The sequence below is a fragment of the Kineosporia sp. R_H_3 genome (genome assembly GCF_002198675.1).
GTDB lineage: Bacteria > Actinomycetota > Actinomycetes > Actinomycetales > Kineosporiaceae > R-H-3.
Genome location: NZ_MWLL01000189.1, coordinates 114,381 through 126,978 on the forward strand (window position 1 = coordinate 114,381; position 12,598 = coordinate 126,978).

13 protein-coding genes are annotated in these 12,598 nt (G+C 74.1%); 11 read left to right on the forward strand and 2 right to left on the reverse strand.

Features of this window, described 5'->3' with window-relative positions; translation table 11 throughout:
- Positions 1 to 48: 48 nt before the first annotated feature.
- Both ECOMGDLI_RS22220 and ECOMGDLI_RS22225 read left to right on the forward strand, forming a co-directional pair.
- A complete protein-coding gene (locus ECOMGDLI_RS22220) occupies positions 49 to 1,044 on the forward strand; it encodes an FKBP-type peptidyl-prolyl cis-trans isomerase (protein ID WP_158221103.1) in 996 nt (331 codons plus the stop codon).
- A 107-nt stretch (positions 1,045 to 1,151) separates the two neighbouring features.
- Positions 1,152 to 1,535: an FKBP-type peptidyl-prolyl cis-trans isomerase gene (locus ECOMGDLI_RS22225; RefSeq protein WP_088319031.1), complete on the forward strand. Its 384-nt coding sequence runs from the start codon at positions 1,152 to 1,154 to the stop codon at positions 1,533 to 1,535.
- A gap of 93 nt (positions 1,536 to 1,628) precedes the next feature.
- Here ECOMGDLI_RS22225 and ECOMGDLI_RS22230 read toward each other — a convergent pair whose 3' ends face one another.
- Complete coding sequence (locus tag ECOMGDLI_RS22230; protein WP_088319032.1) at positions 1,629 to 2,741, reverse strand: DUF3866 family protein; 1,113 nt, start codon at positions 2,739 to 2,741, stop codon at positions 1,629 to 1,631.
- A gap of 102 nt (positions 2,742 to 2,843) precedes the next feature.
- Between ECOMGDLI_RS22230 and ECOMGDLI_RS22235 the strand changes: the two genes are divergently transcribed.
- From ECOMGDLI_RS22235 to ECOMGDLI_RS22270, 8 genes are all read left to right on the forward strand, one after another.
- Complete coding sequence (locus ECOMGDLI_RS22235; protein ID WP_088319033.1) at positions 2,844 to 3,917, forward strand: YafY family protein; 1,074 nt, start codon at positions 2,844 to 2,846, stop codon at positions 3,915 to 3,917.
- Positions 3,914 to 4,882 (forward strand): YafY family protein, encoded by a 969-nt coding sequence (locus ECOMGDLI_RS22240; RefSeq protein WP_088319034.1) that lies wholly within the window; start codon positions 3,914 to 3,916, stop codon positions 4,880 to 4,882. Before ECOMGDLI_RS22235 ends, ECOMGDLI_RS22240 begins: the two co-directional genes overlap by 4 nt.
- Before the next feature lie 312 nt (positions 4,883 to 5,194).
- On the forward strand, positions 5,195 to 5,560 hold the full coding sequence (locus ECOMGDLI_RS22245; protein ID WP_088283010.1) for a hypothetical protein: 366 nt from the start codon (positions 5,195 to 5,197) through the stop codon (positions 5,558 to 5,560).
- 101 nt (positions 5,561 to 5,661) lie between these two features.
- Positions 5,662 to 5,976, forward strand: a complete 315-nt coding sequence (locus tag ECOMGDLI_RS22250) for a hypothetical protein (RefSeq protein ID WP_143447842.1) — start codon at positions 5,662 to 5,664, stop codon at positions 5,974 to 5,976.
- 166 nt (positions 5,977 to 6,142) lie between these two features.
- On the forward strand, positions 6,143 to 6,409 hold the full coding sequence (tatA, locus tag ECOMGDLI_RS22255) for a Sec-independent protein translocase subunit TatA (protein WP_088319036.1): 267 nt from the start codon (positions 6,143 to 6,145) through the stop codon (positions 6,407 to 6,409).
- Between the two features lie 69 nt (positions 6,410 to 6,478).
- On the forward strand, positions 6,479 to 7,273 hold the full coding sequence (tatC, locus tag ECOMGDLI_RS22260; protein ID WP_158221104.1) for a twin-arginine translocase subunit TatC: 795 nt from the start codon (positions 6,479 to 6,481) through the stop codon (positions 7,271 to 7,273).
- 22 nt (positions 7,274 to 7,295) lie between these two features.
- Complete coding sequence (locus ECOMGDLI_RS22265) at positions 7,296 to 8,219, forward strand: diacylglycerol kinase family protein (RefSeq protein WP_088319038.1); 924 nt, start codon at positions 7,296 to 7,298, stop codon at positions 8,217 to 8,219.
- 9 nt (positions 8,220 to 8,228) lie between these two features.
- On the forward strand, positions 8,229 to 11,057 hold the full coding sequence (locus ECOMGDLI_RS22270; RefSeq protein WP_088319039.1) for an RNA helicase: 2,829 nt from the start codon (positions 8,229 to 8,231) through the stop codon (positions 11,055 to 11,057).
- Between the two features lie 21 nt (positions 11,058 to 11,078).
- On the opposite strand, the gene ECOMGDLI_RS22275 is transcribed toward ECOMGDLI_RS22270, so the two are convergent.
- Positions 11,079 to 11,990, reverse strand: a complete 912-nt coding sequence (locus ECOMGDLI_RS22275; RefSeq protein WP_088319113.1) for a 5'-3' exonuclease — start codon at positions 11,988 to 11,990, stop codon at positions 11,079 to 11,081.
- A 147-nt stretch (positions 11,991 to 12,137) separates the two neighbouring features.
- On the opposite strand from ECOMGDLI_RS22275, the gene ECOMGDLI_RS22280 reads away from it, so the two are divergent.
- A complete protein-coding gene (locus ECOMGDLI_RS22280) occupies positions 12,138 to 12,578 on the forward strand; it encodes an Lrp/AsnC family transcriptional regulator (RefSeq protein ID WP_088283022.1) in 441 nt (146 codons plus the stop codon).
- Positions 12,579 to 12,598 lie beyond the last annotated feature (20 nt).

The window sequence follows — 12,598 nt, forward strand, 5'->3', positions numbered from 1 at the left end:
GCCCCCGGCCGCGTCGACCGTCGTCCCCGAGCAGCAAGGGTCCGTTCCGTGTCGTCTGCCCGACCCGCGAGACTCCTGCGGTCCACCGGCGTCGTCGCCCTCGTCGCCGGGCTGACGCTCCTGCTCGGCGGCTGCAAGGTGCCGACGGGGGAGGTGTCCGCCGCCGCGCAGGCCACGACGAACCACGACCTCTCGGCGGTCACCGTGACGGCCGAGGAGGGCTCCGACCCGAGCCTGGAGGTGCCCTCGCCGTTCGCCGTCGACAAGACCGAGACGCGCGTCGTCGAGGAGGGCGACGGGGACACCGTCGGCCTCGGCCAGCAGGTGACGATCCGGTACACCGCCGTCAACGGGACCGACGGGCAGCCGCTCCTCGACAAGACGTGGGCGAGCGACCCGACGACGTTCGTCGTCGGCACCCAGAGCACGCTGCCCGGCTTCGACGACGGTCTGCGCGGCCTGCGCGTCGGGGCCAAGGCGCTCATCGCCATCCCGCCGGACGCCGGGTACGGCGTCCAGGGCAACACCTCGCTCGGCGTCGGCCCGACGGACACGATCGTCTGCCTCGTCGAGGTGCTCGACACCCAGACCCTGCTCACGAAGGCCGAGGGCAAGTCGGTCGCCGCGAAGAAGGGCCTGCCGACCGTCAAGCGCGACGCGAAGGGCGTGCCGACGGTCACCCTGCCCAAGGGGAAGGTGCCGACGTCGCTCGTCGTCCAGACCCTCATCGCCGGTGACGGCGCCAAGGTCGCCAAGGGCGACGACGTCACGGTCCAGTACGTCGGCGTGATCTGGCCCGGCGGGCGGGTGTTCGACTCCTCGTGGCGCAAGCCCGCGCCGGCCCGCTTCCAGATCGGCAACGCGAAGACGATCACCGGCTGGGACGGGATCATCGGCCAGAAGGTCGGCAGCCAGGTGCTCCTCGTCGTCCCGCCGGACAAGGCCTACGGCGCCGAGGGCCGCGACCAGTTCGGCATCAAGGGCACGGACACGCTCGTGTTCGTCGTCGACATCCTCGGCGCCCAGAAGACCGCCGCTGCCTGACCCGCCCCTGACCCGCCCCTGGTCGCGCCCGCGCGGCAGTGGTGGAGACTGGTCGGCGGCACCGGCCGGACGACCCGGCCGGCTCGACGAGCGCAAGGGAGAACAACGTGGCGGCATTCGACCGCGACCGGCCCGAGATCGACTTCCCGGAGGGCCAGCCGCCGGCGGACCTCGTCATCGTCGACGAGATCGAGGGCGACGGCACCGAGGCCGCCCCCGGCATGACGGTGCGCGCGCACTACGTCGGCGTCGCGTTCTCGACGGGCGAGGAGTTCGACGCGTCCTGGAACCGCGGCCAGCCGCTGGACTTCCGGCTCGGCGTCGGCCAGGTCATCTCCGGCTGGGACCAGGGCATCAGCGGCATGAAGGTCGGCGGCCGCCGCAAGCTGACGATCCCGCCGCACCTGGGCTACGGCGCCCGCGGCGCCGGCGGCGCCATCAAGCCGAACGAGACGCTGATCTTCGTCGTCGACCTCGTCGACGCGCGCTGACCCCGGCTCCTCCGCACCTCCCGCTCCACCGCTCAGAGGCGGCTCACCGTGCGATGCGCACGGTGACCCGCCTCTGAGCGCTTCGCGGGCGTCTCAGGGGACGTCGAGCAGGGTGGCCGCGTGCCGGCCCGCGGCGGCCGCGGCGAGGAACGCGGCCGGGTCGGCGTCGAGGCCGCGGCCCATCGTCGACAGCCCGACCGGGGAGGTCGCGAGCGCCTCGCGCAGGCCCTCGACGCCGACCTCGACGAGCCGGTGCCGGCCGTGCGGCGCGCCGAGCGCCGCGGCCTGCTCGCGGATCGTCGCCCCGAGGACCGCGAGGTCACCGGTGAGGACCGGGACGACGACGTCCGCGGGGGCGAGTGCGACCCGGCCGTAGGCCGTCAGGCTGTGGTGGGAGACCCCGAGGTGCCGCGCGCGGGCGTCGGCGCCGGAGACCCGCAGCGTCGCGACCGGCCGGCCGCGCAGCACCGCGGCCGCGTTGAGCGCCTCCCCGGCGGCGACGCCGGAGAAACCCCAGCGGGTGCCGGTGCCGAGGTTGCCCGGGCCCTGGACGACGACCGCGACGTCCGCGCGGACGACGTGCCGGGCGGCGAGCAGGGCCGTGTGGACCGTGACCGCCTCGTGGTCGCCGCCGAACGACTGCCCGGCGGTGACGACGCTCTCGAGCCAGCCCGCGGTCCGCAGCCCGTCGACGGCGCGGGAGAACCAGACCGGCAGCGCACCGCCGTCCGTCATGACGTACGCGACCCGGGCGTCCGGACGGCGCTCGCGCAGCCCGGCGAGGATCGCGGGGAGGGAGGAGTGCAGGTCCGCGACGACGACGGGCATCCCGTGCAGGTCGTCGGCGTCCCGGAGCACCTCGTGGTGCGGCGACTCCTGCTCGTCGACGCCGAGCACCATCGCCTGGAGCGGGGTGTAGCGGCCCTTGACCATGTGCCCTGGGCCCGCGGGCGGGGGTGCGGGCAGACGCTCGGGCACCGCGACGACGAGGGCGTAGCCGCCGGTGCCGAGACCGCGCTCGAGAGCGGTCGTGTTGAGCAGGACGAGGTCGCCGGCCGCCGGCGCGCCGACGAGCGCGGGGTAGGCCAGGGCCCGGCAGGTGCGCCACGGCGTGCCGTCCGCCTCGTGGACGTCGACCTCGACCTCGAGCGCGCCGTCCCACGACCTGACCTGCGCCGTCACCCGGCCCTCGCGCCAGCGGATCACCCGGGCACTCCCTCGTTCGCACGCATCTGTTCGCACACACTTTCGAAGCCACGTCCGTGACCTGCCGGTCAGCAGACGCTACCTCGGGTAGCGTGACCGCCGATGTCCTCGCTGCGCACCGAACGCCTGCTCAACCTCGTCATCGCGCTCCTCGCGACGCGCCGCTGGCTGACGAAGGAGCAGATCCGTCACGCCGTCCCGCAGTACGCGGAGTGCGAGTCGACCGAGGCGTTCGACCGGATGTTCGAGCGCGACAAGGAGGACCTGCGCGAGCTCGGCGTCCCCCTGGAGACCGGCACCGACAGCGCGTGGTTCGACGACGAGCAGGGCTACCGGATCGACCGCAACGCGTACGCGCTGCCCGAGGTCGAGCTCACCGCCGAGGAGCTCGCCGTCCTCGGGCTCGCGAGCCGGGTGTGGCAGCAGGCGAGCCTCGCCGGCCCCGCCGCCCGCGCCCTCGTCAAGCTCCGCGCCCTCGGCGTCGAGACCGACGAGGACTCCCTCGTCGGCGTCGAGCCGAGGATCCGCGCCGCCGAGCCGAGCTTCGACCCGCTCTACGCCGCGACCCGGGACCGGGTGCCGGTGTCGTTCAGGTACCGGCGCCCGGACGGCGCGACCGCCGAGCGGCACGTCCAGCCGTGGGCGGTGACGAGCCGGTCGGGGTGGTGGTACGTCGTCGGGTTCGACCGCGACCGCGGCGAGACCCGCGCGTTCAAGCTGTCCCGGATCGAGGGCGGCGTGAAGCGCATCGGCAAGCCCGGGTCCTACGAGGTGCCCGACGACATCGACGCCACCCAGCACGTCACGGGTGCGCCGTCGTCCGCGCGCGACGTCCGGGAGGCCTGGCTCGGGCTGCGGCCGGGGCGTGGTGCCGCGCTGCGGCTACGGGCCGTGCCGGAGCCGGCCGCGGCCGGGCCGGCGGACGGCGACCGGGCGGCCCCGCCCGAGGGCTGGGACGTCGTCCGGGTCACGGTGCAGGACCCGGAGTCCTTCGCCGAGGAGGTCGCGAGCAACGGCGCGGACGTCGTCGTGCTCGGCCCGCCGGACGTCCGGGAGGCCGTGGTCCGGCGGCTGCGCGGCGCCCTGGCGCGGCAGCAGGGCCACCTCGACCTGCCCGGCGGTGCCGCGGCGGCGGCCCGCGCAGGGCGTGCCCGGCGGCGGGAGGGCGTCCGATGAGCGTCGGCGCGACGACCCGGCTCTCCCGGCTGCTCGCCATGGTGCCGTGGCTGCTCCAGCGGCAGGGCGTGCCGCTCGAGGAGGCCGCCAAGCACTTCGGCATCACGGCCGACCAGCTCGTCAAGGACCTCGAGCTGCTCTTCGTCTGCGGCACCCCCGGCCACATGCCCGACGACCTCATCGAGGCCGACTGGGAGTCCGGGCGGGTCTACCTCGACAACGCCGAGGCGATCAGCCGGCCGCTGCGGCTCGGCGTCGACGAGGCCGTCGCGCTGCTCGTCGGGCTGCGCACGCTCGCCCAGGTGCCGGGCCTGCACGACCGGGACGCCGTCGAGTCCGCGCTCGCCAAGCTCTCCGCCGCGGCGGGGGAGGCGGCCGGGGTCGCCGACTCGCTCACCGTCGACCTGGCCCGCGGCACCCAGGAGGTCACCCTCGCGACCGTCCGCGACGGGCTCCGCCTGCACCGCAGGCTGCACCTCACCTACCTCGTGCCGAGCCGGGACGAGACGACCGAGCGCGACGTCGACCCGATGCGGATCGTCTCGGTCGCCGGCCGCTGGTACCTCGAGGCGTGGTGCCACCGCGCCGAGGGGGTCCGGCTGTTCCGGCTCGACCGGGTCGTCACGGTCGCCCTGCTCGACGTCGACGGGACGCCGCCGCCCGAGGCCGTCTCCCGGGACGCCGGCGAGAGCCTCTTCACGCCGTCCCCGGACGACCTCGTCGTCACCCTCGACCTCGCGCCCGGCTCCCGCTGGGTCGCCGAGTACTACCCGGTCGAGGACGTCGAGGAGCAGCCCGGGGGAGGTCTGCGGGTGAGGCTGCGGACGGCGAACCCGGACTGGGTGCCCCGGCTGTGCCTGCGCCTTGGGGGCGGGGCCCGGATCGTCACGCCGGACGACGTCGCGGACCGGCTCGTGGCCACGGCGACCGCCGCGCTGGCGCTCTACGACGCCGCGCCGGCGTGACGCTGTTCACGTTCCGGGCGGTCTGAGCCCGCACGGGCCGCTCGTGCCGTCGTCCGGACGCCCTCCGGGCGCGCTCCGCGCCGGAACGCTGCGTCGACCGCTGCGCCCGATGGCTGACAACGCTCTCACCCGTTCGTCCGATCCCCGCCGTGTCGCGTCGGGCAGAGCGTGTCCGGCGATGCCAGGATGGCCGCTGAGATAACCAAGGGTGCTCAAGTGACCACAGGGCGCTACCGAAGTTTTTCGTACAGGCACCCGGGGATCGACGGGGGCGGTAGACGCGCGTCCAGCGCGGACGGGAGGTGCTCGACGATGACGACCATCAAGGCGTCCTGCCCCGGTTGTGGTGATGTCGAGCTGACGCCCCAGCAGGTCCGGCTCGTGGTCTGCTCGGTGAAGAGCTGGTCGTACTACGCCTTCACGTGCCCGCAGTGCCTCGAGGAGGTGCGCAAGCCCGCCGGTCGCGACGTCGTCGCACTGCTCATCTCCGGCGGCGTCGTCGCCGAGCCGTGGGCCGTGCCGGCGGAGGCGCTCGAGGAGCACGAGGGCCCCGTGCTCTCGTACGACGACGTCCTCGACTTCGCGCTCTGGCTCGAGCAGGCCGACCTCGTCGCCGCCGCGGCCGCGGGCCCCGGCCCCGCCGGACCGCGCCGGACGGCGTCCGAACCGGCCGCCTGACCCACGACACCACGAGATCCCCGGTTCTCGACCGGATCCGGGGCGCGTGCCCCGGATCCGGTCGAGAACCGGGGATCTCCGGCTTTGGGTAGGGTCACCGCGTGAGCTGGTGGGGTTGGGTGCTGCTGTGGACGGCGATCCTCGCCGGCACGGGCTGGCTGTTCTTCGTGCTCGGCCGCCGGCTCTGGCGGCAGGCGTCGGCGCTGTTCGGGGAGCTGGGGACGGCGAGCGAGCGCCTCGGGGCCGTCATGGAGCAGGTCGACGCGCTCGGCGAGCAGGCCGCCGCCCGCAAGGACCTCGCCGTGTTCTCCGACCCGGTCGCGCTGCGCCGCGAACGCGAGGCGGCCGCCCGCCGCAAGACCCGCGCGAAGGAGAAGCGGCGGCGCGAGCTGCTCGCCGCCCGCCAGCGCGGCTGACCACCCGTCACCGGTCGTCACGCAGCGCTGAGCGAACAGCGCCGCACGAAGGACCGGCTGCGGCGAACGCAACCGGACGCGCGATCGTTGGGCCGACGGGCGTCCGTCGCTCTCGGCGCTGCACGTAGCATGTGTCCCAGCGCACGACCTTTCAGGAAGGACCACCATGGGCCGGATCCTCGACCACCCCGCGCAGCTGCTCATCATCGTGCTGCTCGTCGTCATCCTGTTCGGGGCCAAGCGGCTTCCGGACGCCGCACGCGGTCTCGGCAAGTCGCTGCGCATCTTCAAGACCGAGGTCGAGGAGATGAAGAAGGACGACGTCAAGAAGCCCGACACCCACACGTCGGAGGCCGCGCCGGCCGCCCCGCTCGAGGGCCGCGTCGTCGACGAGACCCGACCGCAGGGCACCGAGCAGCACCGCGACGCCTGACCGCGCGCACACCTCGAACCGATGGCGATCACCACCCCCAGGCGGCGCTCCCGGGATCCCGAGGGGCGCATGCCCCTGCGCGCCCACCTGTCCGAGCTGCGCAACCGGCTCGTCAAGGCCGGGATCGCCATCATCCTCGGCGCGATCCTCGGCTGGTTCCTCTACAAGTTCCTGTACGACGCGCTCCAGCACCCGCTCAAGGTCGCGTCGGCCGAGACCGGCACCGAGGTCAAGCTCAACTTCACCGACCCGACCGGTGCCTTCAACCTCCAGCTCAAGCTCGCGATGTACACGGGCATCGTCGTCGCGAGCCCGGTGTGGCTCTACCAGCTCTGGGCGTTCATCCTTCCCGGGCTGACGAAGAAGGAGCGCAACTACGCGCTCGGGTTCTCGTTCGCCGCTGTCGTCCTCTTCCTCGGCGGACTCGGCCTGGCGTGGATGGTCCTGCCGAACGCGATGGTGTTCTTCGCGGGCTTCGTCCCTGACGGCTCGGTCTCCTTCAACACCGTCGACGCCTACTTCTCGTTCGTGACGCGGCTGCTGCTCAGCTTCGGCATCTCCTTCGTCGTCCCGCTCGTGCTCGTCGGGATGAACATGATGGGGATGGTCAGCGCCGGGGCCCTCGCCAAGGGCTGGCGGGTCGCCGTCTTCACGTGCTTCCTCTTCGCGGCCATGGCGTCCCCCACGGCCGAGGTCTCGATGATGTTCCTCCTCGCGCTGCCGATGATCGGCCTCTACCTCGTCGCGCTGGGCGTCGCGTGGTTCGTCGACCGGCGCCGGGCCCGCCGCGCCGACGCCCTCGGCGAGGACGAGGCGAGCGAGATCGACGCCCCCGAGGCGATCGACGGTCCGGAGCGGCTGTGACCCGCACCGGGTCCTCGGCGAGGTGACCCGGCTCGGGGTCGCCGTCAACCCCACGTCCGGCCGGGGCCGCGGCGCCGCCCACGGTGCCGCCGTCGAGCGCGCCCTCACCGCGGCCGGGGCGGACGTCGTCCACCTCGTCGGCTCGGACGCCCTCGACCTCACCGCCCGGGTCGCCGCGGCGCTGCCCGACCTCGACGCCCTGGTCGTCGTCGGCGGGGACGGCATGGTCCACCTCGGGGCGAACGCGGTCGCCGGGACGACGACCCCGCTCGGCATCGTCGCCGCCGGCACCGGCAACGACACCGCGATCGGTCTCGGTCTGCCGGTGCACGCGCCGGACGACGCGGCCCGGGTGGTCCTCGACGCGCTCGACGCCGGGGCCTACCGCGACATCGACGCGGCCCGGGTCACCGGCGGCGGCAACGGCGGAGGAGCGGACGACGTCCGCTGGTTCGCCGGCGTGCTCGGCCTCGGCTTCGACGCGGTCGTCAACGAACGCGCCAACCGGATGCGCTGGCCGAAGGGGCGCCGCCGGTACGACGTCGCGATCGCCCTCGAGCTGCCGGTGTTCCGGCCGCGGGAGTACACGCTCCGCCTCGACGGCACCGACCACGACACCCGCGCCATGCTCGTCGCCGTCGCGAACGGCCGGTCCTACGGCGGCGGCATGAACGTCTGCCCGGACGCCCTCTTCGACGACGGGCTTCTCGACGTCCTCGTCGTCGAGCCGGTGTCCCGGCTGGAGTTCGTCCGGATCTTCCCGAAGGTGTTCTCCGGCACGCACGTCACGCACCCGAAGGTCCGGATCGAGCGTGCCGCCCGGGTCGAGATCGCCGCCGCGGGCATCGTCGGCTACGGCGACGGGGAGCGGATGCAGCCGCTGCCGGTGACCGTCGAGTGCGTCCGGTCGGCGCTGCGGCTGCTGGCCCCTGCCCCGCCTGGGTAGCGTGGGGGCATGAGCACGCCGGCGCACGACCCTTCGCACGACTCGCCGGCCGCTCGGTACGCGGCCTCGACGGAGCGCACCGAGCAGGGCAGCACGCCGCTCGCGGTCTTCCGCGGGGAGTACGAGTTCGACCTCGACCCCTTCCAGGTCGCCGCCTGCGAGGCGCTCCAGGACGGCCGCGGCGTGCTCGTCGCCGCACCGACCGGCTCGGGCAAGACCGTCGTCGGCGAGTTCGCCGTCCACCTCGCGCTCGCGACCGGCCGCAAGGCGTTCTACACGACGCCCATCAAGGCGCTGTCCAACCAGAAGTACGCCGACCTCGTGCACCGGCACGGCTCCGCGGCCGTCGGTCTGCTCACCGGGGACAACACGATCAACGGGGACGCCCCGATCGTCGTCATGACGACCGAGGTCCTGCGGAACATGCTCTACGCGGCGTCCTCGACGCTCGACGGCCTCGGCTACGTCGTCATGGACGAGGTGCACTACCTCGCCGACCGGTTCCGCGGCGCGGTCTGGGAGGAGGTCATCATCCACCTCCCGGACGACGTCCTCATCGTCAGCCTCTCCGCGACCGTGAGCAACGCCGAGGAGTTCGGCGCGTGGCTCGACACCGTCCGCGGGGACACCGAGATCGTCGTCTCCGAGCACCGACCGGTGCCGCTCTGGCAGCACGTCATGGTCGGGCAGCGGATGTTCGACCTCTTCGCCGACGACACCCCGGTCGTCACCGCACCGGACGGGACGCCGCTCACGACGTCCGGCCCGGCGAAGGTCAACCCGGAGCTGCGCCGGCTGGCCCGGGACGACGTCCGGTTCGAGCGCGGCCGGGCCAAGGGCCGCGGCGGGCACGGCGGCGGCCGCGGGCGCGGCCAGAGCAAGCTCACCCCGAGCCGGGCGGACGTCGTCCAGACCCTCGACCGGCAGGGCCTGCTGCCGGCGATCTCCTTCATCTTCAGCCGGGCCGGCTGCGACGCCGCCGTCGCGCAGTGCCTCGCGTGGGGCCTGCGCCTGACGACGTCGGACGAGAAGGAGGAGATCCGCCGCGTCGTCGACGCGCGCTGCGCGGACATCCCCGACGAGGACCTCGTCGTCCTCGGCTACTGGGAGTGGTCCGAGGCGCTCGAGCGCGGTATCGCCTCGCACCACGCCGGGCTGCTGCCGACCTTCAAGGAGGTCGTCGAGGAGCTGTTCACCCGGGGCCTCGTCAAGGTCGTCTTCGCGACAGAGACGCTCGCGCTCGGCATCAACATGCCCGCGCGCAGCGTCGTCCTCGACAAGCTCGTGAAGTGGAACGGCGAGACCCACGCCGACGTGACGCCGGGGGAGTACACCCAGCTCACCGGCCGGGCCGGGCGCCGCGGCATCGACGTCGAGGGGCACGCGGTCGTCCTGTGGCAGAACGGCCTCGACCCGGACGCCGTCGCCGGCCTGGCGTCGACCCGCACCTACCCGCTGCGCTCGAGCTTCCGCCCGACGTACAACATGGCCGTCAACCTCGTCGGCCAGGTCGGCCGGTCGCGGGCCCGGGAGATCCTCGAGACGTCGTTCGCGCAGTTCCAGGCCGACCGCGCGGTCGTCGGGCTCGCCCGCCAGGCCCGCCGCCAGGAGGAGGCGCTCGCCGGCTACGCCGAGGCGATGAAGTGCCACCTCGGCGACTTCACCGAGTACGCCCGGCTGCGCCGCCGGATCGCCGACCGCGAGACCGACCTGTCCCGCTCGGCGAGCCGCGACCGCCGCGCCGACGCGCTCGCGTCGCTCGAGCGGCTGCGCCGCGGCGACGTCATCCGGGTGCTCGCGGGCCGCCGCGCCGGCTGGGCCGTCGTCGTCGACCCGGGGACGGCGACCGGGGCCGACGGCCCGCGGCCGACGGTGCTCACCGCGGACCGGCAGGTCGTGCGCCTCTCGCTGGCCGACGTCCACTCGGCGATCGAGCCGCTGACCCGGGTGCCGGTGCCGAAGACGTTCAACTCCCGCAACCCGACGTCCCGGCGCGACCTCGCCTCGACGCTGCGCAACGCCCTCGGCAGCGCCGGCGACGACCAGCCGCTGCGCCCGAAGAAGGACCGCTCGCCCGCCGCCGACGACACAGAGCTCAACCGGCTCCGCGCCGCGATGCGCGCGCACCCGTGCCACGGCTGCAACGAGCGCGAGGACCACGCCCGCTGGGCCGAGCGCTGGCACCGGCTCTCAAGGGAGACCGACCAGCTGACCCGGCGGATCGAGGGCCGGACGAACACCATCGCCCGCGTCTTCGACCGGGTCTGCGACCTGCTCTCGGAGAAGGGCTACCTCGCCGGCGACACGGTGACGGCGGACGGCGAGCGGCTGCGCCGGATCTACGCCGAGTCCGACCTGCTCGTCTCGGAGTGCATCCGGGAGGGGGTCTGGACCGGGCTCGACGCCCCCGGGCTGGCCGCCTGCGTGAGCGCGGTCGTCTACGAGGCCCGCCGGGACGACGGCGTCGCGCCGAGGATGCCCTCGCCGGCCGTCCGGGAAGCGCTCACCGAGACGATCCGGATCTGGTCCGCGCTCGACGACCACGAGCGTGCGCACAAGCTCGACCCGACGCCGGAGCCCGACCTCGGCATCGTCTGGGCCGTGCACCGGTGGGCGAGCGGGCACCGGCTCGAGGCGGTCCTCAAGGACGCCGACCTCACGGCAGGCGACTTCGTCCGGTGGTGCAAGCAGGTCGTCGACCTGCTCGGCCAGGTCGAGCAGGGCGCGGCGGCGGCCGTCGCGCTCGGCGACTTCACCGCCGAGAAGCTGCGGAGCACGGCGCGGGACGCCGTCGAGGGCGTCCGGCGCGGGGTCGTCGCGTACTCGTCGGTGGTCTGACCCGGCCCGCGGCGACCGGGCTCAGAGCGACAGCGCGGTGACCAGCCGGGTGATGCTCGACCCGATGCCCCAGCGGTCGGCGAGCGCGACGACGGCCTCGTGGTCGACGGGGGTGCGCGGGACGGTGTCGTCGACGACCGGCAGGTCGGCGTCCCGGACGACCTGGACGACGCGCGGCGCGGCGGCCACGTAGTCCTTCGCCGCGAGCAGCTTCTTCGTCGCGCCGGGGGCGAGCTTCGGGTCACCGGCCTCCGCGGCGGCCATGAGCGCGTCGAGCGAGCCGTAGCGGGCGAGCATCGCGGCGGCGGTCTTCTCGCCGATGCCCGCGACGCCGGGCAGGCCGTCGCTCGGGTCGCCGCGCAGGACCGCGAGGTCGGCGTACCCGTCGCCGCCGGAGACGCCGTACTTCGCCTCGAGCCACTTCTCGTCGACGACCTCGAGGTTGCGGACACCGCGGCCGACGTAGAGCACCCGGACCTCCCGGGCGTCGTCCACGAGCTGGAAGAGGTCCCGGTCGCCGGTGACGACCTCGACCGGGCCGGCCCCGGCGTCCGCCGCACGGGTCGCGAGGGTGCCGATGACGTCGTCCGCCTCGAGCCCGGCGCCGCCGACGCGGGGGATGCCGAAGGCGGCGAGGACGTCGACGATGACGGGCACCTGGGGGAGCAGCCCCGGCGGGGTCTCCTCGATGTTCTTCGCGGGGTTGGCCACCCGGTGCGCCTTGTACGACGGGATCGCCTCGACCCGGAACGCCGGGCGCCAGTCGTCGTCCCAGCAGGCGACGAGCCGGTCCGGGCGGCGCTGGGTCACGAGCGTCGAGACCATGTCGAGGAACCCGCGGACGGCGTTGACCGGCGTCCCGTCCGGGGCCTTCATGCTGTCGGGCACGCCGAAGAAGGCACGGAAGTACAGGGACGCGGAGTCGACGAGCATGAGACCGGGCACGGGGCGATCCTGCCACCCGGCACCGACGACCCGCGGGCACCGCGCGGTCCGGCGGCCGGGTGCCGGTTCTGCCGACGGCCGGTGAAACGACAAGGACCCCGGTGACGCGCCGTCGGGACCTGTAGCCTTCGCCGGATGGAGGAGACAGACCTGCAGATCCTGCATCTGCTCGCGCGTGACGGGCGGATGAGCTTCACCGACCTGGGCAAGGCGACCGGCTTGTCGACCTCCGCCGTCCACCAGCGGGTGCGCCGGCTCGAGCAGCGCGGCGTCATCACCGGGTACGCGGCGGTCATCGACGCCGAGCTGCTCGGCCTGCCGCTCACGGCGTTCGTCTCGGTGACCCCGCTCGACCCGGCCGCGCCGGACGACGTCCCCGAGCACCTCGCGCCCCTGCCCGAGATCGAGGCCTGCCACTCGGTCGCCGGGGAGGAGAACTACATCCTCAAGGTCCGCGTCGCCACCCCCGGCGAGCTCGAGTCGCTGCTCGCCCGGATCCGCGCCGCGGCCAACGTCTCGACGCGCACGACCGTCGTCCTGTCGACGCCGTACGAGGCCCGGCCCTTCCCGGCCTGAGGCCGCCGCCGGACGTCACA

Excerpts from the sequence above, each read along its gene's own strand:
- ECOMGDLI_RS22275 (WP_088319113.1), bottom strand. The coding sequence starts at position 11,990 with ATGCTCGTCGACTCCGCGTCCCTGTACTTCCGTGCCTTCTTCGGCGTG.
- ECOMGDLI_RS22280 (WP_088283022.1), top strand. The coding sequence starts at position 12,138 with ATGGAGGAGACAGACCTGCAGATCCTGCATCTGCTCGCGCGTGACGGG.
- ECOMGDLI_RS22245 (WP_088283010.1), top strand. The coding sequence starts at position 5,195 with ATGACGACCATCAAGGCGTCCTGCCCCGGTTGTGGTGATGTCGAGCTG.
- tatC (WP_158221104.1), top strand. The coding sequence starts at position 6,479 with ATGCCCCTGCGCGCCCACCTGTCCGAGCTGCGCAACCGGCTCGTCAAG.
- ECOMGDLI_RS22235 (WP_088319033.1), top strand. The coding sequence starts at position 2,844 with ATGTCCTCGCTGCGCACCGAACGCCTGCTCAACCTCGTCATCGCGCTC.
- tatA (WP_088319036.1), top strand. The coding sequence starts at position 6,143 with ATGGGCCGGATCCTCGACCACCCCGCGCAGCTGCTCATCATCGTGCTG.
- ECOMGDLI_RS22270 (WP_088319039.1), top strand. The coding sequence starts at position 8,229 with ATGAGCACGCCGGCGCACGACCCTTCGCACGACTCGCCGGCCGCTCGG.
- ECOMGDLI_RS22240 (WP_088319034.1), top strand. The coding sequence starts at position 3,914 with ATGAGCGTCGGCGCGACGACCCGGCTCTCCCGGCTGCTCGCCATGGTG.